This is a genomic window from Nonomuraea indica (assembly GCF_002850745.1).
GTDB classification, from domain to species: domain Bacteria; phylum Actinomycetota; class Actinomycetes; order Streptosporangiales; family Streptosporangiaceae; genus Nonomuraea; species Nonomuraea indica.
In genome coordinates this window covers 658,510-682,431 of the sequence record NZ_KZ559467.1, presented here as the reverse complement: position 1 = coordinate 682,431, position 23,922 = coordinate 658,510, and the positions used below count along the sequence as shown (strand labels likewise).

Annotated in this window: 21 protein-coding genes and 2 pseudogenes; 11 read left to right on the top strand and 12 right to left on the bottom strand. The window is 71.3% G+C overall.

Going from position 1 to position 23,922, the window contains the following annotated elements:
* Positions 1–209: 209 nt before the first annotated feature.
* The 5 genes from CXR44_RS07160 to CXR44_RS07140 form a co-directional block, all read right to left on the bottom strand.
* Positions 210–1,208, bottom strand: a complete 999-nt coding sequence (locus tag CXR44_RS07160) for a hypothetical protein (RefSeq protein ID WP_101784065.1) — start codon at positions 1,206–1,208, stop codon at positions 210–212.
* 148 nt (positions 1,209–1,356) lie between these two features.
* The gene (treZ, locus tag CXR44_RS07155; RefSeq protein ID WP_245898910.1) at positions 1,357–3,057 is read right to left on the bottom strand and encodes a malto-oligosyltrehalose trehalohydrolase; all 1,701 of its coding nucleotides are present in this window, start codon (positions 3,055–3,057) and stop codon (positions 1,357–1,359) included.
* A 1-nt stretch (position 3,058) separates the two neighbouring features.
* Positions 3,059–5,197: a malto-oligosyltrehalose synthase gene (gene treY, locus CXR44_RS07150; RefSeq protein ID WP_101784063.1), complete on the bottom strand. Its 2,139-nt coding sequence runs from the start codon at positions 5,195–5,197 to the stop codon at positions 3,059–3,061.
* On the bottom strand, positions 5,190–7,283 hold the full coding sequence (gene glgX, locus CXR44_RS07145; RefSeq protein ID WP_101784229.1) for a glycogen debranching protein GlgX: 2,094 nt from the start codon (positions 7,281–7,283) through the stop codon (positions 5,190–5,192). The genes treY and glgX overlap by 8 nt, the downstream gene beginning before the upstream one ends.
* Before the next feature lie 102 nt (positions 7,284–7,385).
* The gene (locus CXR44_RS07140; RefSeq protein ID WP_101784062.1) at positions 7,386–7,901 is read right to left on the bottom strand and encodes a hypothetical protein; all 516 of its coding nucleotides are present in this window, start codon (positions 7,899–7,901) and stop codon (positions 7,386–7,388) included.
* Between the two features lie 51 nt (positions 7,902–7,952).
* Here CXR44_RS07140 and mscL point away from each other — a divergent pair, with 51 nt between their 5' ends.
* The 3 genes from mscL to pip all read left to right on the top strand — a co-directional run bounded on the left by mscL (position 7,953) and on the right by pip (position 10,079).
* A complete protein-coding gene (gene mscL, locus CXR44_RS07135; protein WP_101784061.1) occupies positions 7,953–8,375 on the top strand; it encodes a large conductance mechanosensitive channel protein MscL in 423 nt (140 codons plus the stop codon).
* A gap of 91 nt (positions 8,376–8,466) precedes the next feature.
* On the top strand, positions 8,467–9,075 hold the full coding sequence (locus CXR44_RS07130; protein ID WP_245898909.1) for a hypothetical protein: 609 nt from the start codon (positions 8,467–8,469) through the stop codon (positions 9,073–9,075).
* A 32-nt stretch (positions 9,076–9,107) separates the two neighbouring features.
* Complete coding sequence (gene pip / locus CXR44_RS07125; protein ID WP_101784059.1) at positions 9,108–10,079, top strand: prolyl aminopeptidase; 972 nt, start codon at positions 9,108–9,110, stop codon at positions 10,077–10,079.
* Here pip and CXR44_RS07120 read toward each other — a convergent pair.
* The 3 genes from CXR44_RS07120 to CXR44_RS07110 all read right to left on the bottom strand — a co-directional run bounded on the left by CXR44_RS07120 (position 10,033) and on the right by CXR44_RS07110 (position 12,925).
* On the bottom strand, positions 10,033–10,593 hold the full coding sequence (locus CXR44_RS07120) for a phosphatase PAP2 family protein (protein ID WP_180903214.1): 561 nt from the start codon (positions 10,591–10,593) through the stop codon (positions 10,033–10,035). The two genes, pip and CXR44_RS07120, sit on opposite strands and share 47 nt — an antisense overlap.
* Positions 10,594–10,814: 221 nt before the next feature.
* Entirely contained in the window at positions 10,815–11,954 is a 1,140-nt protein-coding gene (locus CXR44_RS07115; protein ID WP_101784057.1) for a glycosyltransferase, read from the bottom strand.
* A complete protein-coding gene (locus CXR44_RS07110) occupies positions 11,951–12,925 on the bottom strand; it encodes a glucosyl-3-phosphoglycerate synthase (RefSeq protein ID WP_101784056.1) in 975 nt (324 codons plus the stop codon). The genes CXR44_RS07115 and CXR44_RS07110 overlap by 4 nt, the downstream gene beginning before the upstream one ends.
* Positions 12,926–13,030: 105 nt before the next feature.
* Here CXR44_RS07110 and CXR44_RS42105 point away from each other — a divergent pair.
* The 3 genes and pseudogenes from CXR44_RS42105 to CXR44_RS07100 form a co-directional block, all read left to right on the top strand.
* Positions 13,031–13,387, top strand: a pseudogene (locus CXR44_RS42105) (Gfo/Idh/MocA family protein); the annotation flags it as partial.
* A 69-nt stretch (positions 13,388–13,456) separates the two neighbouring features.
* The gene (locus CXR44_RS40690) at positions 13,457–14,089 is read left to right on the top strand and encodes a Gfo/Idh/MocA family protein (protein ID WP_245898907.1); all 633 of its coding nucleotides are present in this window, start codon (positions 13,457–13,459) and stop codon (positions 14,087–14,089) included.
* Complete coding sequence (locus CXR44_RS07100; RefSeq protein ID WP_101784055.1) at positions 14,086–15,189, top strand: zinc-dependent alcohol dehydrogenase; 1,104 nt, start codon at positions 14,086–14,088, stop codon at positions 15,187–15,189. Before CXR44_RS40690 ends, CXR44_RS07100 begins: the two co-directional genes overlap by 4 nt.
* A 9-nt stretch (positions 15,190–15,198) precedes the next feature.
* Here the strand turns inward: CXR44_RS07100 and CXR44_RS42100 are convergent.
* From CXR44_RS42100 to CXR44_RS07085, 3 genes and pseudogenes are all read right to left on the bottom strand, one after another.
* Positions 15,199–16,353: pseudogene (locus tag CXR44_RS42100) on the bottom strand (MGH1-like glycoside hydrolase domain-containing protein); the annotation flags it as partial.
* 20 nt (positions 16,354–16,373) lie between these two features.
* Complete coding sequence (locus tag CXR44_RS07090) at positions 16,374–17,159, bottom strand: sugar phosphate isomerase/epimerase family protein (protein WP_101784054.1); 786 nt, start codon at positions 17,157–17,159, stop codon at positions 16,374–16,376.
* 3 nt (positions 17,160–17,162) lie between these two features.
* Positions 17,163–18,191, bottom strand: a complete 1,029-nt coding sequence (locus CXR44_RS07085) for a zinc-dependent alcohol dehydrogenase (protein WP_101784053.1) — start codon at positions 18,189–18,191, stop codon at positions 17,163–17,165.
* 112 nt (positions 18,192–18,303) lie between these two features.
* Between CXR44_RS07085 and CXR44_RS07080 the strand changes: the two genes are divergently transcribed.
* The 5 genes from CXR44_RS07080 to CXR44_RS07060 are packed head-to-tail and all read left to right on the top strand — an operon-like array spanning position 18,304 to position 23,556.
* A complete protein-coding gene (locus CXR44_RS07080; RefSeq protein WP_101784052.1) occupies positions 18,304–19,191 on the top strand; it encodes a sugar phosphate isomerase/epimerase family protein in 888 nt (295 codons plus the stop codon).
* A gap of 31 nt (positions 19,192–19,222) precedes the next feature.
* Positions 19,223–20,587, top strand: a complete 1,365-nt coding sequence (locus CXR44_RS07075) for an ABC transporter substrate-binding protein (RefSeq protein WP_101784051.1) — start codon at positions 19,223–19,225, stop codon at positions 20,585–20,587.
* Between the two features lie 37 nt (positions 20,588–20,624).
* Positions 20,625–21,542 (top strand): carbohydrate ABC transporter permease, encoded by a 918-nt coding sequence (locus CXR44_RS07070; RefSeq protein ID WP_101784050.1) that lies wholly within the window; start codon positions 20,625–20,627, stop codon positions 21,540–21,542.
* Entirely contained in the window at positions 21,526–22,374 is an 849-nt protein-coding gene (locus CXR44_RS07065) for a carbohydrate ABC transporter permease (RefSeq protein WP_245898905.1), read from the top strand. Before CXR44_RS07070 ends, CXR44_RS07065 begins: the two co-directional genes overlap by 17 nt.
* Before the next feature lie 3 nt (positions 22,375–22,377).
* A complete protein-coding gene (locus CXR44_RS07060; RefSeq protein WP_101784049.1) occupies positions 22,378–23,556 on the top strand; it encodes an ROK family transcriptional regulator in 1,179 nt (392 codons plus the stop codon).
* A 45-nt stretch (positions 23,557–23,601) separates the two neighbouring features.
* Here the strand turns inward: CXR44_RS07060 and CXR44_RS40685 are convergent.
* Positions 23,602–23,922, bottom strand: a 321-nt coding sequence (locus CXR44_RS40685) for a helical backbone metal receptor (RefSeq protein WP_245898903.1), incomplete at its 5' end; no start/stop codon positions are given.

The window sequence follows — 23,922 nt, the reverse complement described above, 5'->3', positions numbered from 1 at the left end:
AGCTCGTCTGACGCGACGCCCCGGGGTGCCGCTCGCACGCGCGGGCGGCACCCCCTTGCCACGACCCACAACCCACGACCCCCGAGCGACGAGCGACGAGCGACAAGCGACGAGCGACAAGTAAGGAGCCGCGAGCGACGAGCAACGAGCCACGGCAACGAGCGACGGGCGAACCGGCAACAAGGGACGAGCGGACCGAGGATGGCTCCTCAGGCGGCCCAGGCTTGCGAGGGGTCGCGGGGGTGGTGGGCGACCGGGATCGCGGGTCTGCGCGACGGACGCCGATCCGACGTGAGCCTGGTCGGCGAACCGGCCGCCGGGCCGACCTTGAGACAGGTGACCTGGCCCGTGCCCGGGAGCGGGTCCACCCTGAGGCGCGTGATCCGGGCCGGGCCTGCGCCGGCCGGCAGGGATCGGCGGACGCGGGCGCCGGGGGAAGGGAGGAGCGGGTGCTCGTCGCAGGGAGTGAGGCGGATCCTCAAGGAGGCGGTGCCGTCCGGGAAGGGCGAAGGGGGCAGGCCGGGCGGGCGGGGAGGGTCCACGGGGGCGATCTGGAGGTGGTCGTCGATCAGCCGCGTCGTCGCGTGCGGGTGGGCGGTGAGGAACGCCAGGTGCCCGCCGAGGAGCCGGTCGGCCACGGCCCCCAGCAGGCTTGTCGCGCACAGGGTGTGGGAGCACGCGCCGCCGTCGAGGGTGATCTCGGGAAGGGCGAAACGGCGCAGCCCCCGGGAGGTGACGCGCAGGCCCTGCGCGGAGGCGGGGCGGACGTCCCAGCCCAGCCAGTCGTCGGCAGGCCGGAACCCGGACGGCTCGTCCGGGCAGTGGCCGCACAGCGGCACCGTGGTGCCCGTCAGCGGGTCGATGACCAGGCCGCCGCCGGTGTGGGCCAGAGCGCGGGCCGCGGCACGGGCGACCTGGGCGCTGGCGGGCAGCGTGCGGGGTGCGGCCGTGGAGGTGACCACGACGTGCTGGCGGGTGCGGCGCAGGAGGCGCCGTTCGTCGTCGGTGAGCGCCAGGTCGCCGGGGGTCCAGGGGACGCGGTGGTGGGTGACGCTGAGCCACGGGGTGCCGAAGGCGCTCGTCGCCGCCCTCCGGTAGGGCGGGCCGACGCGCCAGGGCACCACGGACTCGACGGGACAGGGCAGGCGCGGCACCGCGACGACGAAGAGGCAGCGCAGCGTGCGGGGCAGTGCGAGAGCGATCCTCATGGGGGCCTCCGGGAAGTGTCAGGGCCTCAGCATGGGGAACGTGCGGGCGGGGCGATGTGGGCGAACGCGGTTCTGTGGATGGCGGGCGGCGGCGAGGCGTCACCTGTGGACGACCCTCCGGGCCATCCGATGCGGGGCCCCGCCCTGGTCAGGAGGCGGGGCGGCAGATGGCGAGGCTCTGGGCGGGGAGCCGTAGGCCGTGCTCGTTGAGGGAGACCGGATCGTCCGAGGCGAGCAGGACGGTCCCCGCGGGCACCGGCACCGTCGCCGACTCAACGCCGAGGTTCACCGCCACGCACACCGGCCCGCGCCACATCACCAGCCACTCCCCCGCCGGGTCCGTCTCCACCCGTACCCGGTCGAGGCGCGGGTCCGACAGCTCCGGCAGCGCCTTGCGCAGCGCGATCAGGTCGCGGTACCAGCACAGCAGCGACCAGTGCGCCTCCTCCTTCAGCTCCGACCAGTCGAGCTTCGACATGAGGAACGTCCCCTCGTCGGAGGGGTCGGGCGCCTCCCAGGAGTACCCGAAGCCCTCGAACTCCGTCTCCCTGCGCCCGCCCTCGCTCTCGCGCAGGTGCGGCTCGACGTGGTCGGAGAAGAACAGGAACGGCGAGCGCGACCCCCACTCCTCCCCCATGAACAGCATCGGAGTGAACGGCGAGGTCAGCAGCAGTCCGGCACCGAGCTTGAGCGCGGAGTGCGGCAGCCGGTCGCCGGCCGGGCGGTTGCCGATCTGGTCGTGGTTCTGCAGGCAGGCGACGAGCCGGTGGCCGGGCACGCCGGTGTACGGGCTGCCGTGCGCGCGCTGGCGGAAGCTGGAGTAGCCGCCGTCGTGCAGGACGCCCGAAGTGAGCACCTTGGCCAGGGTGTGCAGGCCGGCGAAGTCGCCGTAGTAGCCGTGCGTCTCGCCGCTGACCGCCGTGTGCAGGGCGTGGTGGACGTCGTCGTTCCACTGCGCGGTCATGCCGAGCCCGCCGGCGTCGAGCGGCCGTACCATGCGCGGGTCGTTCAGGTCGGACTCGGCGATCAGCGACAGCGGGCGGCCGACCGCGCAGGCGAGCGCGTCGACCTCCTGCGACAGTTCGGCCAGCAGGTGGGTGGCCCGCTTGTCGTGCAGGGCGTGCACGGCGTCCAGCCGCAGCCCGTCGATGTGGTAGTCGCGCAGCCACTGGATCGCGTTGCCGATGAAGTAGCGGCGCACCTCGTCGGAGCCGGGCCCGTCGAGGTTGACCGCCTCGCCCCAGTAGCTCCCGGCGAACCCGGAGAAGTACGGCCCGAACGGGTGCAGGAAGTTGCCCGACGGTCCGAGATGGTTGTAGACCACGTCGAGGATGACGCCCAGCCCGTGGCGGTGGCAGGCGTCCACGAACGACTTGAGCCCGTCGGGCCCTCCGTACGTCTCGTTGACCGCGTACAGGTCGACCCCGTCGTAGCCCCAGTTGCGCCCGCCGGGCACCGGCGCGACCGGCATGACCTCGACGAAGTCGACGCCCAGCTCGACCAGGTGCTCCAGCCGGTCGACGGCCGCCTCGAACGTGCCGTCCTGCGTGAACGTGCCGATGTGCAGCTCGTAGATGACGGCTCCGCGCAGGTCGCGGCCGGTCCACTCGTCGTCGGACCAGGTGTAGCGGTCGTGGTCGTAGACGGCGCTGGGTCCGAAGATCCCTTCGGGCTGCCGGCGGGAGCGCGGGTCGGGATACGGCCCGCCGCCGTCGACCACGTACCCGTAGCGGGTGCCGTGGGCGGCCTCGGGGACGTCGAGCGCCCACCAGCCGTCCGGCAGCGGGGACATGGCCCTGCGAGCGCCCTCGACGTCGAGGTCGACGGCTGTGGCCTTCGGTGCCCACACCTCAAAGATCATGTCTCTCCAGGAGTGCGACGGGATACTGGTGGAGCAGGTGAGCCAGCGGCACCCGGCCGGTGTAGAGGCCGCCGGTGAGCAGGTCACGCCAGTTGCCCGGCGGCAGGGTGAGCGTGGTGGCCCCCCATCCGCCACGCCGTTCGAGGCCGACGGGGAGCCGGGTGGCCACCGCCACCGCCCTGGCCCGCTCCCCCTGGCTGCGGGCGAAGGCGACGGCGTGCTCGGCCGCCTCCCCGTCCGCCCGCAGCGGCGTGTACGGCGCCGCCGGCCCGAGCCTGCGCCGCAGCCGCAACGCCTGGCCGGTGACCAGCAGCTTGGCCGCGTCCCACGCCGAGACGGGCGAGCGGGGGTGGCTCACCGGCCGCCGGTTGTCCGGGTCGACCAGCGAGAAGTCGGTCGTCTCGTTGCCCTGGTAGACGTCCGGCACGCCGGGCATCATGAGCTGCACGAGCTTGGCTCCGAGCGAGTTGGACATCGCGTACGGCTCGATCCGCTCGACGAACTCGCCGACGGGCAGCCGCACGGCCGCCTCGGCGAACTCACGCAGCCGCTCCTCGTAGGCCGGGTCGGGGTTGACCCAGGAGATGGCGGTCTTGGCCTCGCGGGCCGCCTTGAGCAGGTAGCCGGCGAACCGCTCGGCGGAGATGGGCCAGGCGGCCATGAGGTTCTGCCAGGCGAGGTAGTCGAGGCGCGGGTCCAGCCGTACGGCCCCGGACCAGCGGGTGACCGTCTCCGCCCACTCGCCCGGCAGCTCCGACAGCACCGACAGCCGGGCCCGCACGTCCTCCGACCGTTTGGTGTCGTGCGTGGACAGCGTGGTCATCGAGTGGGGCGGCATGGCGGCGCAGAACGCGTGGAACTCCGCCACGTCGGTCCCGAACGCGTCGGGCTCGCCGCCGACCTCGTTCAGGCAGGACAGCGGATACCACCGGTAGAGGGCGGTGTCCTCGACGCCCTTGGCCATGACCGGCCCGCACGCCTGCTGGAACCGGGTGACGAACTCGGGCTCGCCGTGCAGGACCTGCTCGGCGAGCCGGCGCGCGGCCGGCGAGCACGAGGCGGCGGCCTGCTCGACGATCGCGACCGACTCGGGCGGCGGCGGCTCGCCGGGCACCACGTACGCGCGGTAGACCGGCATGGCGGCGAGCAGTTCGGCGACCGTGTCCGGCTCGCACGAGGCGAGCTGGGCCAGCCGTTTCACCTCGGCCCCGAAGAACAGGTCGAGCACCTCGCGCTTGGCCCGCGCCACCACCTGCCGGTAGTCGCCGGTCTCGCCGGTCAGCCGGGTGAACAGCTCGACCAGCGGCTCCTTTCCGGCCGGGTCGACGAACAGACCGTTGATCCGGTTGAGCGCCTCGTAGCCGGTGGTGCCGTCGCACGGCCAGTCGGCCGGCAGCCGCTCGTCACCGATGAGGATCTTCTCGACCACCGTCCAGGCGCCGCCCGTGCGGGCGCGCAACCGTCGCAGGTAGCCGCGCGGGTCGGCCAGGCCGTCGGGGTGGTCGACGCGCAGCCCGTCGATCAGGCCCTCGTCCAGCAGCCAGAAGATCACCTCGTGGGTGGCGAAGAACACCGCCGGGTCCTCGACCCGCAGCCCGATCAGCGTGGAGACGTCGAAGAAGCGCCGGTATCCGGGCCCCTCGCGCCAGTCGACGAGCCGGTAGTGGCCGGGGTGCGGGAAGGTGTGCTCGTGGTAGCGCAGCACGTCGCCGTCCACGACGGGCTCGGTGTCGTCGCCCAGCACCGGCAGCGCCACCCTGCCGGCGTCCCACTCGATGTCGAACCAGCTCGCGTACGCCGAGTCGGGCCCGTCGCGCAGCACCTCCCAGAAGCGCGGGTTGGTGGTGTTCATGTGGTTGGGCACGATGTCGACCACCACGCCCAGGTCGTGGGCGGCGAGTTGCTCGGCCATCTCGCGGAACCCCTTGGCGCCGCCGAACTCCTCGCGGATGCGGGAGTGGTCGGTGACGTCGTAGCCGTGCAACGAACCGGGATTGGCCTGCAGGATCGGCGAGAGGTAGACGTGGCTGACGCCGAGGTCGCGCAGGTGGCCCGCGATCTCGGCGACCTGCGCGAACCCGAAGTCGGGGGTCAGCTGCACCCGGTAGGTCGAGATGGGCCTAGACACGGCGCAGCACCCGCACGCTGCGGCCGGGCACGTCCACGGCCTCGCCCGCCCGGCTCAGCCGGATGTCCAGGGTGATCGGCATGGCCGTGTCGATCTCCGTCTGCCACATGTCTCCGTAGTCCTTGGGAATCGTGAACGCGATCGTGTCGTGGTGGGCGTTGAACAGCAGCAGGAACGAGTCGTCGCGGATGGGCCGGCCCCGCCGGTCGGGCTCGGTGATGGCGTCGCCGTTGAGGAAGACGGCCAGCGACTTGGCGTAGCCGACGTTCCAGTCGGCGTCGGTCATCTCCTCCCCGGAGGGGGTGAGCCAGGCGATGTCGCTCAGCCCGCGTACCGGCTTGCCGTAGAAGAACCTCCTGCGCCTGAACACCGGGTGCTTCTTGCGCAGCTCCGCGAGGCGCTGCGTGAACTCCAGCAGCAGCCAGTTCTCGCGCACGTCGGACCAGTCGACCCAGGTCAGCTCGTTGTCCTGGCAGTAGCCGTTGTTGTTGCCGTGCTGGGTGCGGCCCAGCTCGTCGCCGTGCGAGAGCATCGGCACGCCCTGCGACAGGAACAACGTGGTCAGGAAGTTGCGCTTCTGCTGCTCGCGCAGCGACTCGATGGTGAGGTCGGCGGGGCCCTCCGCCCCGCAGTTCCAGGAGCGGTTGTCGTCGGTGCCGTCGCGGTTGCCCTCCTTGTTGGCCTCGTTGTGCTTGTGGTCGTAGGAGACGAGGTCCTGCAGGGTGAAGCCGTCGTGGCAGGTGACGAAGTTGATCGAGGCGGCCGGGCGGCGGGTGTCGTCCTGGTAGAGGTCGCTGGAGCCGGTGAACCGGGAGCCGAACTCGGGCAGCGTGGCCGGCCGGCCGCGCCACAGGTCGCGGATGGTGTCGCGGTAGCGGCCGTTCCACTCGGTCCAGCGGGAGGGGAAGTTGCCCACCTGGTAGCCGCCCGGCCCCACGTCCCACGGTTCGGCGATCAGCTTGACCTGCGACAGCACCGGGTCCTGCTGCACCAGGTCGAAGAACGCGCTCAGCCGGTCGACCTCGTGCAGCTCGCGCGCCAGGGTGGAGGCCAGGTCGAAGCGGAAGCCGTCGACGTGCATCTCGGTCACCCAGTAGCGCAGCGAGTCCATGATCATCTGGAGCACGTGCGGGGAGCGCATGAGCAGGCTGTTTCCGGTGCCCGTGGTGTCCATGTAGTGGCGCGGGTCGCCGTCGACGAGCCGGTAGTAGTCGGGGTTGTCGATGCCCTTGAACCCGAGCGTCGGCCCGAGGTGGTTGCCCTCCGCCGTGTGGTTGTAGACGACGTCGAGGATCACCTCGATGCCCGCCTCGTGCAGCGCGCGGACCATGGCCTTGAACTCCAGCACCTGGCCGCCGCGCTGCCCCTGGCTGGAGTAGCGGTTGTGCGGGGCGAAGAAGCCGATCGAGTTGTAGCCCCAGTAGTTGGTGAGCCCCCGCTCCTCCAGCACGTGGTCGGTGACGAACTGGTGCACCGGCATCAGCTCCAGCGCCGTGACGCCGAGCTTGGTGAGGTGGTCGAGGATCTCCGGGTGGCCGAGTGCGGCGTACGTGCCGCGCAGGTGCTCGGGGATCTTGGGGTGCCGGACCGTCAGGCCGCGCACGTGCGCCTCGTAGATGACGGTGTCGTGGTACGGCACCGCCGGCGGCCTGTCGTGGCCCCATCCGAAGAACGGGTTGATCACGATGGAGCGCGGCATGTAGGGCGCCGAGTCGAGGTCGTTGCGCGAGTCGGGGTGCCCGAAGCGGTAGCCGTAGACGGCCTCGTTCCAGGTGACGTCGCCCTCGATGGCCCTGGCGTAGGGGTCGAGCAGCAGCTTGGCGGGGTTGCACCGCAGGCCGCGCGCCGGGTCGTACGGGCCGTGCACCCGGTAGCCGTAGCGCTGGCCCGGGCCGACGCCGGGCAGGTAGCCGTGCCAGATGAAGCCGTCGACCTCGGTGAGCGTCACCCTGCGCTCGGTGTTGTCGTCGTCGAACAGGCACAGCTCCACCCGGTCGGCGACCTCGGTGTAGAGCGAGAAGTTGGTGCCGGCGCCGTCGTAGGTCGCGCCGAGAGGATAGGGGTCTCCCGGCCACACTTCGATCATCGAGGCTCCCTTGCCGTTCTTCCCCATGGTGTGTTCCTCTGCTCTGCCCGACAAGCCCCCAGCTCCGTGGGCCGAACAGGTTCTTCCCCCGAAGTCGGCGGGTTAGCCCGATCGCCGGGACGCACCCCGGACGATCTCCAGCAGCACGAGGTGGGAGCCTCCGTCGTACGGCCGGACCACCACGTCGGCGGCCCAGCAGGCGGCGGCGATGACCTCGCGGCCGCGCTCGATCTGCGCCGCGGTCGTCCCGGCCCGGCACCACACCCCGACACGCTCGCCGTACGGGGTGGGCGCGCACCACACGACGACCGGGATCCTGCCGCGTCTGCTGACGACGTATGCCTCGGCGAACCCGACGCGGACTCTGTGGGCGACCACCACGCACCGGATCCGTCCCCACGCCTCGGTCCGGGCCGGCGGCCAGGCGGTGACCGCGGCGGGGAGGAGCAGGAGCGCCAGGGACAGCGGGCCGTAGGCGTCCACGAGGACGTGCCCGGTCAGCGGGACGCCCACGAGCGCGCCGGCCTCGTACCGCCACCGCCAGAGGACGACGAGGGGGCTCGGCCGGGAGACGGGGGTGGTGGCGCGGGTCAGCTCCTCCAGCAGCGGCGTCAGCACGGGCCCGCCTTCCCCGGTTTGACCCTGCCATGACAGGTCACTTACGACGCCATGGGAGGTTTCAAGAAGTTTCTGTTACGCGGCAACATCGTCGAACTGGCCGTCGCGGTGATCGTGGGCGCCACGTTCAGCGGGCTGGTGCAGGCCCTCGTCCGCGATCTCATCACCCCGCTGATCGGGGCGGTCACCGGAGGCAGGGAACCCGACTTCGCCCAGTACTCCTTCACCGTCAACGGCAGCGAGTTCAAGTACGGCGACTTCCTCAACCACCTGATCAGCTTCATGATCATCGCTGCGGTGGTGTACTGGCTCGTCGTGCTGCCGATGACCCGGCTGGTCAGCCTGTTCGACCGGGACAAGGAAGCCACGACCAAGCAGTGCCCGGAGTGCCTGAGCGACGTGCCCGCGGAGGCGAGCAGGTGCGCTCACTGCACGGTCGAGCTGGTGCCCCGGTCGGAGAAACCTCTCGCCTAGTTCGCAGCGGGATCGCCTGCCATACCGGCGATGGGGGCTTTTGGCAGGTTGTGGGCTTCAAGGCGACCAAGGGTTGGGCAGGATGGGCGGGGTGAGCGTTGAGTTGATGGTCTGGGACGAGCCCGTGCCGATCACCAGGGATCAGGCGCGGGCCACCTACCTGGCGGTCAGGAAGAGCCGCCCCGTGACGGACGCGGTGCCGGAGGTGGCCAAGGAGCTGCCGGGGCTCGTCACCGTCTTCCCCGGGCACGTGCTGGTGTCCATGGACCTGGAGGCCATGGACGAGATCTCCGGTCAGGTGTTCGCGGTGGCCCGCGCGCACGGCATGGTCTGCTACGACCCGCAGCGCGACCTCGTGCACAACGTGGGGCCGCTCGGGATCTACCAGGGCATGCAGCTCCACACCGGCGACGGCATGATCGTGCACGATCCCGACCTGGGCCTGGTGCACGACGTCCTGGGGACGCTCTCGGCGCAGAACCCCTTCGCGGCGCTGGTGGCCTTCGGGCGGCACTTCCTGCAGGTGTCGCCGCTCGACGGCGGGCACCTCGGCGGGGACCACACCGAGGGCTACGAGGTGGAGTACAAGGAGGGCACGATGGTCCGCGCGGTGCTGACCGACCTGGCCGACGTGCGGCGGGCCTTCCACGAGTACGCCACCGGGGACCGGGCGTTCCTGTCACGCCACGCGTGGTCCTGACCCGCCGCCGTGGCGTGGCAGGATCGGGCGGCATGAGAACGCATTACCCGCCCATCGAGCCGTACGACTCCGGGCTGCTCGACGTCGGCGACGGTGAGCAGATCTACTGGGAGGTGTGCGGCAATCCCGACGGCAAGCCGGCCGTCATGCTGCACGGCGGGCCCGGCGGCGGCTGCACGGCCACGCACCGCCGCCAGTGGGACCCCGAACGCTACCGCGTGGTGCTGTTCGACCAGCGCAACTGCGGGCGCAGCCGGCCGCACGCCGCCGACCCCGGCACCTCGCTGGCGCGCAACACCACCTGGCACCTGGTCGCCGACATGGAACGGCTGCGCGAGCACCTCGGGATCGACCGGTGGCAGGTCTTCGGCGGGTCGTGGGGCAGCGCGCTCGCCCTGGCCTACGCCCAGACGCACCCCGAACGGACGACCGAGCTGGTGCTGCGCGGCATCTTCACGCTGCGCCCGCACGAGCTGCGCTGGTTCTACCAGGAGGGCGCCTCCTACCTGTTCCCCGACCGGTGGGAGGCGTTCACGGCGCCGATCCCGGAGGAGGAGCGCGACGACCTGCTCGCGGCCTACCGGCGGCGGCTGGAGGGCGACGACCTCGACGCGCGACTGACGGCCGCCAGGGCGTGGGCGCAGTGGGAGGCCGCCACGGTGACGCTGCTGCCCGATCCGGAGCTGGTCGAGCAGTTCGGCGAGGAGCGCATGGCGCTGGCCTTCTCGCGGATCGAGAACCACTACTTCACCCATCTGGGCTGGTTCGAGCCCGAGCAGCTCATCCGCGACGTCGGCAAGATCCGCCACATCCCGGCGGTGATCGTGCAGGGCCGCTACGACGCCTGCACTCCCATGACCACCGCCTGGGACCTGCACCGGGCGTGGCCGGAGGCGGAGTTCCGCGTCGTGGACGACGCGGGGCACGCCGCCACCGAGCCGGGCATCGTGCACCGGCTCATCGAGGCGACAGACGGCTTCGCGCGAGCCGTACCGCCGGTGTGACGGCACCGACCAGCAGCAGTGCGAAGAGCGGCGCCAGCGTCAGGCCGACGAGGAAGCCCGCGGCCACGTCGTGCGGGTAGTGCACGCCGACGAACACCCGCGAGAACGCCATGACCGCCGCCAGCGGCAGCACCACCCAGGCCAGGGCCCGCCGGGCCAGGATGAGCGTGCCGGCCGCCCCGGCGGCGATCACGGCGTGGTTGCTGGGGAACGACCAGTCGTCGGTCGGCGGGCAGACGGCGATCGTGGTGACGCCCCGGCAGGGCCGGTCCTCCCGCACCACGAGCTTCACCAGCTCGCTGACCACGTACGCGCCGACGATGCCGGCCGGCCCGGCGATCGCGATGGCCAGGTCGCGCGCGGGGGCGTTGCGCGCCCGCCACCAGCACAGCAGGAACAACCCCGCGAAGACGAACAGCCCCGCGTCCGTCCCCACCTCGGCGAAGGTGTGGAGCCAACCGGGAGTGCTCAGGGCGAAGTCGACGATGTCGCGGTACACAGATGTCCAATCCATGAATGAGGCGTGGACACGACCTTACGAAAGATCATGAGTGGTCGCGTCGGCTCACCGGCTCATTCCGCCGCCGCCGGGATCGGCCATCCGGCCGATCCCGGGTGCGCTCCAGGCTGACGATCGACAGGGTGGCGGTGGGGCTCGGGGTCCCGGGTGCGGCCGAAGGGCGGTCGCGGGCGCGCCCGCGCCGGTCGCGACCGCCCTGCGGGCCCGGACTCGTCTCAGGCGGAGCCCCGCCGCGAGCGCGACCGGCTGATGGTCCGCTCGTACAGCTCCAGGTAACGCTCGGCCATCACGGACGGCGAGAAGCGGCGCCGGGCCTCGCGGCGGCACTCCTCGGGGTCGATCTCGTCGACCCGCAGCAGCCACTCGGCGAGTTCCTCCTCGGTGTCGGCGAGGAGCCCCGTGCGGCCGTGCTCGACGATCTCGGGCAGGCAGCCGCGGCGCAGGCCCACGGGCGGCACGCCGAGGGCCAGCGCCTCCACGACGGCGGTGCCGCCGGGCTCGTCCCACTGGATGGGGAAGAGCGCGGCACGGGCGGAGGCGTAGAGGTCGTCGCGTTCCTGTCCGCCGACCGCGCCGATCCACCTGACCATGTCGCCGTCGAGGTAGGGCGCGACCACGTCGGCGTGGTAGCGCACGTCAGGATGCCCGTGCAGCGGGTGGTAGGGGTCCTGCGTCACGGTCTCCAGGTCGGCCTGCGTGCCGAGACCGCTCACCGGCCCGGCCAGGACCAGCGGGAGTCCCAGCTTCTGGCAGACGCGGGCGGCGACGTGCTGGCCCTTGAGCCGGCAGACGCGGCCCATGACCACGAAGTGCTCGCCGCGTTCGGCCCGCACGTCGCGGCCGGCGAGCGGAGTGGCGAGGTGGACGGCGCCCAGCGCGGCGTCGCGCAGCGCCTCGGGGGCACGGCGCAACTGCGACTCCGAGACGCCGTTGACGGCGATCGACTGCGGGAAGCTTCCGTAGAACGCCGGATGCTTGCGCAGGTCCCAGTGCAGGGTGTGCAGGACGGGCGGCCCGTCGAACGCGGACAGCACGGCCGGCCCGACCACCTCCAGGTGGTCGTGGACGAGGTCCACGTCGTCGCGGCGGCGCAACTCCTCGACCAGGCGGGCCTGGTGCGCGTGGGCGATGCCCATGACCTGGTTGTACGGCTTCTGCAGGTCGCCGAACTGGCCGGTGTCGTAGACGCTGAGGAGCTCGTCCACCTCCAGGTCGCTGGCCCCGACGGAGGCCAGGATGACCCGTACGCCCCGCTCGCGCAGGGCGGGCACGAGGGTGGCGACCACGTTCTCGATCCCGCCGTAACCGGGGGGCGGGACCTCCAGCCAGGGCCCCGCGTTGATGAGCACGTTCACGCGACATCCTCCTCGAGCAGCAGGGAGGCGAGCGGAGGCCGCTCGGCCACGGACACGTCCACCAGGTCCGGCCGGCCGTCGATCCCGAACTGCAGGAGCGTCCGGGACGGCGGCCCCGACGACAGGACCCGGCCCTGCCGTTCCAGCCGCGACCAGGCGGTGAGCGTGATCTGCCCGGCCATCCGGCCGAGCGCGGTGGTCGACTGGTGGGAGTGCGTCCGGGTGCCGAGGTCCACCTGGGCCATCGCGTCCAGGCCGACCAGGTCGAGCAGGTCGACCAGCATCCCGAACTCGACGCCGTACTCGGTGACGAACGGCACCTGGGCCAGGACGTCCCGGCGGGCGGCGTACTCTCCGCCGAGCGGCTGGTGGAAGCCGGCCAGCTCGGGCCAGAACAGGTTGATGAGCGGTCTGGCGACCAGTTCGGTGACGCGCCCGCCGTCGCCGCGCCGCGCGATCCCGTCCTCCCCGATCAGGGGCCGCTCGTAGGCGCCCTTCACGAAGTGGATGCGTGGATCGGTGAGCAGCGGCCCGAGCAGGCCGGTCACGAAGTGGGCGCCGAAGTCGCGCAGGTCGGAGTCGACGAACACGACGATGTCACCGTGGGAGGCGGCCAGCCCCTTCCACAGCGCCTCTCCCTTGCCGGTGAGTGGTGGCAGGTGCGGCAGGACCGCGTCCTGCGCCACCACCCGCGCCCCCGCCGCGGCCGCCTTGGCGGCGGTCGCGTCGGTGCAGTTGGAATCGACGACGAGAATCTCGTCCACGAGCGGTGTCCGCTCGACGAGCTCGCGGCGGATCACGGTGATGATGTCACCGACTGTGCTCTCTTCGTTACGAGCCGGTAGTACGACGCTCACCGTGGTCGTGCCCTTGGCTCGGAGGAGGGCGTCGGGAGACCAGTCCTCAGCGGTGCTCGAGTGAGGTCCGTACCATTCCCTTGCCCTGGCCAAGGCCCGCAGATCTCTCTCCATGCAGTAGCCCCGATCTGACGTCGTCACGGTCGGCGACATATTCCCTGAGGGCGAGAGTTCGAACATCGTTGTTTGAGCGCGCGCTGTCGTGGGATATGCCGGAACGTGTCCCCAATCATCCGAGTCGGCATCATCGGTGCCGGCAACGTAGCCGCTCGCCATGCAGACGTACTGTCCGGCTTTCCCGATGTGACGATCGCTGGGATCGCCGACACTGATCTGCGAAGGGCCGAAGCCCTCGCCTTACGGCACGGCACCCCCGCTTATGGCGGCCATGCCGATCTTCTGGATGCCGGCGATCTGGACGCTGTATACGTATGTGTGCCACCTTTTGCGCACGGTAAACCGGAACACGACGTTCTATCCTGCGACCTGCCCATCTTCGTAGAAAAGCCACTGTCACTTAACCTCGAAACCGCAAAAAACATCGCGTCCGAAATCGAGAGGCGCGGACTCCCCTCGGCCGTCGGCCACCACTGGCGCTACCTCGACATCGTCGAGCGGGCGCGCGACCTCCTGGACGGCCGCCCGGTGCGGCTCGCCATCGGGCACTGGCTGGACAAGGTGCCGCCGGTCGGGTGGTGGCTCGATCCCGCCCTGTCCGGCGGGCAGGTCGTCGAGCAGGCCGTCCACGTCCTCGACCTGGCGCGGCTGCTCGTGGGCGAGGTGGAGATGGTGCACGCGGTGCCGGCGGCGAACCCTCCGGGAGAGGGGGCGGACGGCGAGGTGGACCGCGCGGTCGCCGCCGTGCTGCGTTTCTCCGACGGGGCGGCCGGGATGCTGGCCACCACCTGCCTGCTGCACCACAAGCACCGGGTGGGGCTGGAGGTGCACGCCGACGGCATCGCGCTCGATCTCACCGAGACCCGGCTCACGGTGGACGGCGAGACGATCGTCCAGGACGACGGCCAGGCCAAGACCCGCGTCTCCCGGGCGTTCATCGACGCCGTGCGGGGCAGGGACGACGACGTGCGCGTGACGTACCGCGAGGCGCTCAGGACGCACGAGCTCGCGCTGGCGGTCGCCCGGTCGGCGGCGGAGCGCAGGCCCGTCGTGCTGGACGGCCCACCGGACGGGCAGCTCGACGGGCAGCTCGACGGGCAGCTCGACGGGCAACTGCACGGGCAGCGCGACGGAAGGTTCGGCGGGCAGGGGGTCGCATGATCGAGGTGCTCAGCATCGAGGAGCCGGGCAAGGTGGCGCTGGTGGAGGAGCCGCTGCCGGAGGTGCCCGAGGGCGGCTTCCGGGTGGCCACCACCCACAGCGGGATCTCGGCCGGCACCGAGCTCACCTACGTCAAGGGCGACAACCCCTACCTGAACGCCTCCTGGGACCAGGCCCTCGGCCTGTTCGTGCCCGGCCGGCCGTCGGTCACCTACCCCGTGCGCGGCATCGGCTACATGCAGGTGGGCATGGTGGTCCAGACCCGCAGCCGGGCCGTGCGCGAGGGCACGCTGGTGGCCATGACCTACGGCCACCGCACCGGTTACGTGGCCGACCCGATGGCCGACCGGTTCGTGGAGCTGCCCGACGACCTCGACCCGCTGCTCGGCGTCTACGTCGCGCACATGGGGCCGATCTGCGCCAACGGCCTGCTGCACGCCGCCGCCGACCTGCACGGCCCCGCCGTCCGCGACCTCGGCGACGGGGTGCGCGGCCGGCGGGTCGTCGTGGTCGGCGCCGGCGTGGTGGGCCTGCTCGTCGCCTCGTTCGCCCTCCAGTACGGCGCCGCGGAGGTCGTGGTGGTGGACGAGACCCCGTCGCGGCTGGCCATCGCCGAGGCGCTCGGCGCCGGCACGCTGGACTTCGAGGACGACCCGGCGGTCGAGCTGAAACGGCGCTGGCGGCACGGCCTGGGCGACCGGGGCGCCGACGTGGTGTTCCAGTGCCGCGGCCAGACCAGGGCGCTGGCCCTGGCCCTGCGGGTGTTGCGGCCCCAGGGCACCGTGGTGGACCTCGCCTTCTACACCCGGGGCGCCGACGAGGTGCGGCTGGGCGAGGAGTTCCACCACAACGGGCTGACGCTGCGCTGCGCCCAGATCGGCAGGGTGCCGCGCGGCCTGGCCCACGCGTGGGACCGCGAGCGGCTCTCGCACGAGACGATCGCGCTGCTGAGGCGGCGCGGCTCGCTGCTACGTGAGCACGTGATCACCGATGTCGTCGGTTTCCCGGAGGCGCCCCAGCTGTTCGCCGACCTCGCGGCCCGGCGCAGGCACGCCGTCCAGGCCGTGCTCTGCGACAACGTCCAGGATGAGGGCGGCTGACCAGCTGAAGTCGTGGCAGCCGTGCCCCTGCAGGCTGAACGGGTCGAAGTACTCGCGGAAGCCCGACTCGGTGACCGCCCTGACCATGCCCTCGGCCAGCGGCCCGGCCAGGTCGGGGCGGCGGCGGCGCAGCCCCTGCCAGATGAGCCAGTTCAGGTTGATCCAGCTCGGGCCGCGCCAGTAGCGGACGGGGTCGAACTCGGGGGCGGCCGGCGCGAAGCTCGGCACGACGCCGTCCTTGAGCCCGAACCTGTCGAGCGCGGTGCCGACCAGTTCGTTGACCAGGTCGCGCGGCAGGCCGGGCAGCATGAGCGGCACCAGTCCGGCGGCGCTGTTGGAGCGCAGCAGGCAGCCGGTGAGCACGTCGCGGGCGTGGAAGAGGCCGTCGTCGTAGAGGTGTTCGACCATCGCCTCGGTGATCGCGGCGGCCTCGCGCCGGTGCGGCTCAGGGTCGCCTCCGCACACCTGCGCGATCTTGGCCAGCGCGTGCTCCGCGACGCCGTACGCGGCGTTGAACAGGGGGTCCTCGACGCGGAAGGCACCCGCCCGGCGGTAGCCGGTGTCGCGGTAGCCGCGGGCGAGCGCGGCGTAACGCGCGTAGTCGCGGTCGGTGGGCCGCTCGTCGGCGCTGACGTGGGCGAGGTCCCTGCGCCGGACGTCGGACGTGCCCACCTGCACGGCGGCCAGCGGCTCGTCCCAGGCCGGGCTGTTGTCCATGCCCGACTCCCAGGGGTGCACGATGGAGATCAGGCCCTCGGCCGAGCGGCGCGCCCCGCGCAGGAACTCCTGCTGGGCGACCAGGCGGGGATAGATCCGGCGCAGGAACGCCGGGTCGGGCTCGGCCAGGTGGACCCGCCAGGCGGCCAGCGCGTGCACCGGCGGCTGCACGATGCCCGAGGTGGCCGAGCCGGAGGGCGCGCGCACGTCCCAGAACTCCGGGCCGGGGAAGTAGGCGCGGTCGGGCACGGCGGGGTTGAACACGATGTGCGGCACCCGGCCGTCGCGCCACTGCGCGCCGAACAGCGTCAGCAGCTCGGCCCTGGCCCGGCGCGGCGACCACCGGGCGTTGCCGATCGCGATGAAGGCGGAGTCCCAGCTCCACTGGTGCGGGTAGAGGCGGCGCGAGGGAACGGTGTAGCTGCCGTCCCAGTTCGCGACCAGCACGCGCACGGCGTCACGGAGGATCACAGGAACTTCCTGACGAACGCTGCGGTCTGGGGCAGCACGATCTCGGGCTCGCCGCGCAGGCGGCACTCCAGCGCGAGGTAGCCGTCGTAGCCGGCGGCGTCCAGCGCGGCGAGCTGGGCGCCCCAGTCGAGGTGGCCGGTGCCCGGCTGGTTGCGGTTGGACTCGCTGATCTGCATGTGGGCGAGGTAGGGCGCCGCCTCCAGCAGCGAGCGGCAGGGGTCGTCCTCCTCGATGTTCATGTGGTAGGTGTCGCCGACCACCCGGATGGAGTCCATGGCGCAGTAGGAGACCGCCTCGGCCAGCGTGTTGACCATGTGGTTCTCGTACCGGTTGAGCGGCTCCAGCATGATCAGCACGCCGTTGCGCTGGGCGTGCTCGCCGAGCACGCCGAGGGCCTCGGTGAGCACCTCGCGGTCCTCGTGGGCGCTGCGCGGCGGCTCGAACGGGGGGAGCCGGCGGGAGAACTGCCCCCAGGAGGCGGGGGTCATCACGCCGATGCCGCCCAGCTCGGCGATGACGGTGAGCTGCGACCGGAGCTGCTGGATCGCGTCCGTCCGCTTGGCCGGGTCGAAGTCACCGATGAAGTGCGGCATGTCCACGCACACCGTCGGCATGACCACGCCGTCGGCCAGCGCCCGCTTGAGCTCCGTCAAGCGACCGGCGAAGTGGAAGTCCCCCTTGCCGCGCAGCTCGATGGCGTCGAAGCCGGCCTCCACCGCGAAGGCGAACTTCTCCTGCAGGGTGCGGCCGGGCAGAAGCTGCTCCTGGACGGAAAGCTTCACGTGTCACTCCTCGAATCGGAAGACGAGCTGGAGTACATCTGACGGGTGCTTGTCGAGCAGCTCGTAGGCGGCGGCGGCCTCGGCGACGGGGACGACGTGGCTGACCAGGTCGAGGACGTCGATCTCGGCCCGGTGCACCAGCTCCATGAAGGTGCGCTGCATGCGCTCGACGTCCCAGCGGTGCGCCAGCCAGGAGGCCACCCCGCCGATCTGGGAGGAGACGAGCTGCACCTGGTTGTGGTGGAACTCCTCGCCGAGGCGCAGCCCGATGCCGTCGCCCTGGTAGAAGCCGGCGGCGACGACCCGGCCGCCCTTGCGGACCGTCCTGATGGCCTCGTGCAGGCCCTGGTGGCTGCCGCTCAGCTCGATGACGGTGTCGGCGCCCTCGATGCGCTTGCGCATGAACTCCGCGACCGAGCCCGCCCGCACGTCGAACGTCTCGGCGGCGCCGTAGTCGCGGGCCAGTTCGAGCCGGGCCGGGATGGCGTCGGCCGCGACCACCCGGGCGCCGCTGAGCACGGCCATGCGGGTGGCGAGCAGGCCGATGACGCCCTGTCCGAAGATCGCGATCTGGTCGCCGATGTGCAGGTCGGCCGCGTGCACGGCGTTCATGGCGATGGCGCCGACGCGGGCGAAGACACCGCTCAGCGGGTCGGCGCCGGGCGGGAGCACGTGACCGGTGAGCTTGGCGGCCGGGACGACGGCCTCGGCGCGGTGGCCCCAGATGCCCCACACGATGCTGCCCACGGGCGGGTCGGCGACGTCGGGAGCCGCCTCCACCACCTCGCCCACCTCCTGATAACCCCATCCGGCGAGCGGGTAGGCATGCGTCTGCCCCTCGACGAAGAGCCGGCGTTCGATGTCCCACTTGCGGGTCAGGTAGGGGTTGGTGCCGCGGTAGGCGGTCAGCTCCGTGCCCGCGGAGACCCCGGAGTAGATCGTGCGGACCCGCACGCTGCCCGGCTCCAGCGGGGCGGGCTGCTCGAGGCCAAGGTGGACGAGGCCCGGCTCTTGAAAGGTGATGACGTGCATTTCCCACACTTCAGTTTGCTGATCATGCAGAAGGTAAAGCTTTAGTGCTTGTTTGCAAACCATAGTTGCGCCAAGAACACTCGTAAGTCTACGACTTCGACGGAGGTTCCCTGTGAAACTCGGCTTCCTGACCGCCTGTCTCCCCGGAGATGATCTTGCCGACATCGCCCGATGGGCGGCCGACCAGGGCTTCGAGGCTTTGGAGGTGGCCGGATGGCCTTCTCCGGACGACCGAAATCACATCAGAGTAGATACTTTTGACCAAGCTGAACAGGAGCGAGTCGGGCGAATCTTCGCAGAGACCGGACTCGCCCTTTCCTCGATCGCCTACTACGAGAACAATCTGCACCCTCAGGCAGGGGAGCAGGTGAACGCCCACCTGCGCAGATGCGTCGACGCGGCCGCCGCGCTCGGGTGCCCGACCGTGGGCACGTTCGTCGGGCGCGACCCCGGCCTGTCCGTCCGCGACAACCTCGATCGGGCCGCCCGCGTGTTCCCTCCCCTGGTCGCGTACGCGCGCGACCGCGGGGTCGAGATCGTGATCGAGAACTGCGTCATGAAGAGCTGGCACCCCGACGGCTATCCCGGCAACCTCGCCTACTCCCCCGAGCTGTGGGAGTGGATGTTCACGCTCGGGCTCAAGCTCAACTACGACCCGTCGCACCTGGTGGCCCTGGGGATCGACCCGGTGGCGGCCGTCATGCCGTACGTCTCCGAGATCGCGCACGTGCAGGCGAAGGACACCGAGATCCTGCCGGGCACGATCAACCGCTTCGGCTTCTACGGGCCGATCAGCGGCGAGAAGGGCTGGTACCGGTTCCGGGTGCCGGGGCTGGGCCAGATCGACTGGCGGATGGTGATCGGCGCGCTCCGCGAGGGCGGGTACGACGGCGTGGTCTCGGTCGAGCACGAGGACCACGTCCACAGCGGCAGCACGGAGAGAGTACAGACCGGTCTCGGTATCGCTTACGGGACGTTGCGCCATCTTGTCAGGGGGTAAGGGCGGCATATCCCCTCTGGAGGAGCGTGCCATGCCCAACAAGGTCACCGCCGTTCTCTCCGCCGCAGTGCTGGCCGCGGCCACGCTGGCCGCCTGCGGCGACGACAGTGAGACGGCCGCGAACGAGATCACCGTCTGGACCGAGGAGAACCTCGAGGACCGGATGGCCGTCCAGAAACAGATGGCGGCCGACTTCACGAAGAAGACCGGCATCAAGGTCAACCTCGTGGGCGTCGCCGAGGACCAGTTCAGCCAGGTCGTCACCTCGGCCGCGGCGGCCGGCAAGCTGCCCGACGTCATCGGGGCCCTGCCGCTGGCGGCCGTGCGGGAGCTGGAGACCAACGACCTGCTCGACACCGAGACGCCCGCCAAGGTCGTCGGCCAGCTCGGGCGCGACACGTTCTCACCGCGCGCCCTCGAACTCACCACCTCCGACGGCAAGCTGCTCGGTGTGCCCAGTGACGGCTGGGCGCAGCTGCTCCTCTACCGCAAGGACCTGTTCGACAAGGCGGGCCTGCAGCCGCCCGAGACCTACGAGGCGGTGGAGGCGGCGGCGAAGAAGCTCAACACGGCCGGGATGGCCGGCATCACGCTGGCCATCGCCCCCAAGGACACGTTCACGGCGCAGAGCTTCGAGCACGTGGCCCTGGCCAACGGCTGTCAGCTCGTGGACGACGCGGGCAACGTCACGCTCGGCTCGCCGCAGTGCGTCCGGGCGATCTCCTTCTACACCGGGCTGGCCCGCGACTACTCCGTCAAGGGCAAGCAGGACGTCGACTCCACCCGCGCGACGTACTTCTCCGGCAAGGCCGCGATGACCATCTGGTCCTCGTTCATCCTCGACGAGCTGGCCGGGCTGCGGAAGGACGCGCTGCCGAGCTGCCAGGAGTGCCGCGCCGACCCCGAGTGGCTGGCCGAGAACACCGGGGTCGTCACCGCGCTGAAGGGGCCCGACGCGAGCGAGCCCGCGCAGTACGGCGAGATCGTCTCATGGGTGGTGACCAGTGAGGCGGCCAAGGACCCCGCCGCCAAGTGGATCTCGTTCGCCATGAACGAGGGCTACGAGCGGTGGATCGGGATGGCGCCCGAGGGCAAGTTCCCGACCCGCAAGGGCTTCGCGGACACGTGGAACAAGCTGCCCGCCGGGGTGGACACCAAGAAGCCGCTCGCCGACGTCTACCCGGCCGCCGTGCTCGACGCGCTGCGCGCCAGCCCCGACACCTTCGCCCGCTGGGGCATCGCGCAGGGCCAGGGCAAGCTCGTGGGCGCCACCATGGGCGAGCTGCCGGTGCCGAAGGCGCTCAGCCAGGTCGTGGAGGGCGCCCTCACCCCCGAGGCGGCCGCCGCGCAGGCCAAGACCGACGTGGAGACCATCAAGCGCGGGATCCGCCAGTGACGGCCCGCGTACGGGGCGCCTTCGGAGGAGGTGCCCGGTGAGGCGTGTCCGGACGCTTCGCGAGCAGGAGGGCAGGGCGGGACTCGCGCTGATCTCCCCCACCCTGGTCATCACGATCGTCGTGGTGGTGCTGCCGCTGCTCTGGGCGATCATGCTGGCGTTCCAGGACGTCCGGCTGATCAACATCCGGCGGGCGGGCCTGTTCGGCCGCTACACGCTGGAGAACTTCTCGTACGTGCTGGCCGAGCCGGGCTTCTGGTCGGCGCTGGTCAACACGCTCGTCTACACCGTGGCGGGCACGGCGCTGTCCATCGCGATCGGGCTGGTGGCCGCACTGGCGCTGCGCGACAAATTCCGCGGCCGGACCCTGGTCAGGGCCTCGATCCTGGTGCCGTACGTGGCGCCGGTGGTGGCCGTGGCGTTCCTGTGGGAGACGATGCTCAACCCCCAGTACGGCATCGTCAACACCTGGCTCAGCCAGCCGATCGCCTTCCTCAGCCAGGCCAAGGGCACCTTCCTCGGCATCGAGGTGCCGGTGGCGCTGCTGACCGTGATCGCGTTCGAGGCGTGGCGGTACTTCCCGTTCGCGTTCCTGTTCATCCTGGCCCGGCTCCAGGCGCTGCCCGCCGAGCTGGACGAGGCGGCCGTGGTGGACGGGGCCACGCCGACGCAGCGCTTCCGCTACGTGATCATGCCGCAGCTCTGGCGGATCATCGCGCTGCTGTCGGTGCTGCGCTTCGTGTTCACCTTCACCAAGTTCGACGACGTCTACCTGCTCACCGGCGGCGGCGCGGGCACCGAGGTGGTCAGCGTGCGGGTCTACAACTTCCTCACCGCCCGCGACGACATCGGCGCCTCGGCCGCGCAGGCCATCGTGCTCGCGGTGGTGCTGGTGGTCTTCCTGGTCGTCTACCTGAGGTTCTTCGGAGGTGGCGAACGTGCCGAGCAGGGATAGGGTCGAGCGCGGGGCGCTGCGGGTGCTCCGGCCGCTGGTGATCGCCGTCCTCTTCCTGGTCACCGCGTTCCCGTTCGTCTACATGGTGATGCTGTCGGTACGCGACATCCAGGAGCTGATCCTCGACCCCGGATCGCTGTGGCCGAGCGCCTTCACCCTCGACACCTACGTCGACGTGCTGACCCGGCAGGGGTTCCTCACGTTCCTGCGCAACAGCCTCGTCGTGTCGGCGGTGTCGGTGGCGGCCACGCTGCTGATCTCGATCCCGGGCGCGTACGCGGTGGCGCGGCTGCGCTTCTTCGGGCGGCGCCAGGTGCATTTCCTGTTCCTCGCCGTGTACCTGTTCCCGGCGATCGTGCTGGCCATCCCGCTGTTCGTGCTCTTCACGATGCTCGGGCTGCGCGGATCTCTGGTCGGCCTGATCCTCGTCTATATCGCGCAGACGGTGCCGGTCACGGTATACATGCTCCGCAACTACTTCGAGACCGTGCCGCAGAGCGTGGAGGAGGCGGCGGCGATCGACGGGTGCACGCGCCTGTCGACCATCTGGCGGGTGGTGCTGCCGCTGTCCAAGCCCGCGCTCATGGCGACCGGCCTCTACGCGTTCATGATCGCCTGGAACGAGTTCCTGTTCGCCCTGCTCTTCCTCGTCGAGAGGCGGGAGAGCTGGACGGTCTCCCTGGGGCTCTCCCAGCTCGCGGGCAGTATCGAGATCCCGACCACTGTGCTCATGGCAGGATCGGTGGTTCTGACACTGCCCATCGTGATCATATTCTTCGCCAGTGAGCGGCTGCTGACGGAGGGCCTCACGGCGGGAGCCGAGAAAGGGTAATCGATGCTGACGGCAGGGCAGATCCTCCAGCTCATCCGCGATGGCTCCTGCCGTACCCGCAAGGCACTCATCGACCACACCGGCCTGTCCCGCTCGACGATCACCGACCGGGTCGACCGGCTGATCGAGGCCGGCTACATCCACGAGTCGGGCGTCGAGAGCTCCGGGGGCGGGCGACCGCCCTCGGTGCTCGACATCGACGCCACCAGCCGGCTGGTGCTCGTGGCCGACCTCGGCGCCGGCCACGCGCACGTCGCGCTCACCGACCTCGCGGCCCGCCCCCTGGTCGAGGAGCGCATCGAGATGCGCATCGAGCGAGGGCCGGACGCCGTCCTGTCATGGGTGCGGGAGGCGTTCCAGCGGCTGCTCGACCGGGCCGGCAGGCCCCGGGAGCACGTCTGCGGCATCGGCATCGACCTGCCCGGCTCGGTCGACCACACGGCGGGCAAGGTCGTCAGGTCGTTCCTGATGCCGGGCTGGGACGACCACCCCATCGGCGAGGCGCTGCGGGCGGACTTCGACGTGCCGATCCTGGTGGAGAACGACGCCAACGCGATGGCGCTCGGCGAGTGGTGGTCCTCGTGGCGCCGCACCCGCGCCCTGGTGCTCGTCAAGGTCTCCACCGGCATCGGGACGGGCGTCATCCTCGACGGCAGGATCTACCGCGGCGCCGAGGAGGCCGCCGGCAACATCGGGCACGTCCGGCTGCGGATGAGCGACGACCGGGTGTGCACCTGCGGCTCGCGCGGCTGCGTCGCCTCGCTGGCCAGCGGCCACGCCCTGGCGCGCGACCTGGGGCAGCAGGCCAGCAGCGACGTGGTGCGCCTGGTGCACGCGGGCGACCCCACGGCGATCGCCCGCACCCAGGAGGCGGGCCGCACGCTCGGCGTCCTCCTGGCCACGGCCGTCAGCCTGCTCAACCCCGGCGTGCTGGTGCTGGGCGGCGACATGGCCGAGACCCGCGAGCACTACCTGACGGGCATCAGGGAGAGCGTCTACAGCCGCAGCCTGCCCTACACGACCCGCAACCTGGAGATCGCCACCAGTTCCCTGGGGCGGCGCGCGGGGATCGTGGGCACGGCGGTGATCGTCATGGAGCACGTGCTCAGCCCCGAGTCCGTCGACGCCGCCCTGGCCGCGGGCGGCCTGCCCCGCGGCCGCGCCAGGACCCCCGCCTCCTGACGCCCGGGCGGCCCGGCCGGGTCCGCCGGCGGGCCGGCGGCCGGGTCACCCGGCGAGGGCCGCCTCCAGGCGGGCGCGCGCCTCGACGAGGGAGGGCCCGTACCAGGTCAGGTCTCGGCCGCTCACCAGGACGCAGCGCAGGTCCGGGAAGCACTCGGGGCCGTCGGCGGCGGAGAACGCGTACGGCTCGTCGGGCAGCACCACGAGGTCGGGTGACCGCGCCACCAGCTCCGGCAGCGGCACCTTGGGGTAGCGCTCGGCGTGGCCCGCGTACAGGTTGTCGACGCCCAGCCGCGCCAGCACGTCGCCGGTGAACGTGTCACGGCCGACGACCATCCACGGCCGCCGCCAGATCGGGACGACCGC

Coding starts and splice junctions, on each gene's coding strand:
- CXR44_RS07160 (WP_101784065.1), bottom strand. CDS start 1,208: ATGAGGATCGCTCTCGCACTGCCCCGCACGCTGCGCTGCCTCTTCGTC.
- glgX (WP_101784229.1), bottom strand. CDS start 7,283: ATGATCGAAGTGTGGCCGGGAGACCCCTATCCTCTCGGCGCGACCTAC.
- mscL (WP_101784061.1), top strand. CDS start 7,953: ATGGGAGGTTTCAAGAAGTTTCTGTTACGCGGCAACATCGTCGAACTG.
- pip (WP_101784059.1), top strand. CDS start 9,108: ATGAGAACGCATTACCCGCCCATCGAGCCGTACGACTCCGGGCTGCTC.
- CXR44_RS07120 (WP_180903214.1), bottom strand. CDS start 10,593: ATGGATTGGACATCTGTGTACCGCGACATCGTCGACTTCGCCCTGAGC.
- CXR44_RS07110 (WP_101784056.1), bottom strand. CDS start 12,925: ATGGAGAGAGATCTGCGGGCCTTGGCCAGGGCAAGGGAATGGTACGGA.
- CXR44_RS07100 (WP_101784055.1), top strand. CDS start 14,086: ATGATCGAGGTGCTCAGCATCGAGGAGCCGGGCAAGGTGGCGCTGGTG.
- CXR44_RS07085 (WP_101784053.1), bottom strand. CDS start 18,191: ATGCACGTCATCACCTTTCAAGAGCCGGGCCTCGTCCACCTTGGCCTC.
- CXR44_RS07075 (WP_101784051.1), top strand. CDS start 19,223: ATGCCCAACAAGGTCACCGCCGTTCTCTCCGCCGCAGTGCTGGCCGCG.
- CXR44_RS07060 (WP_101784049.1), top strand. CDS start 22,378: ATGCTGACGGCAGGGCAGATCCTCCAGCTCATCCGCGATGGCTCCTGC.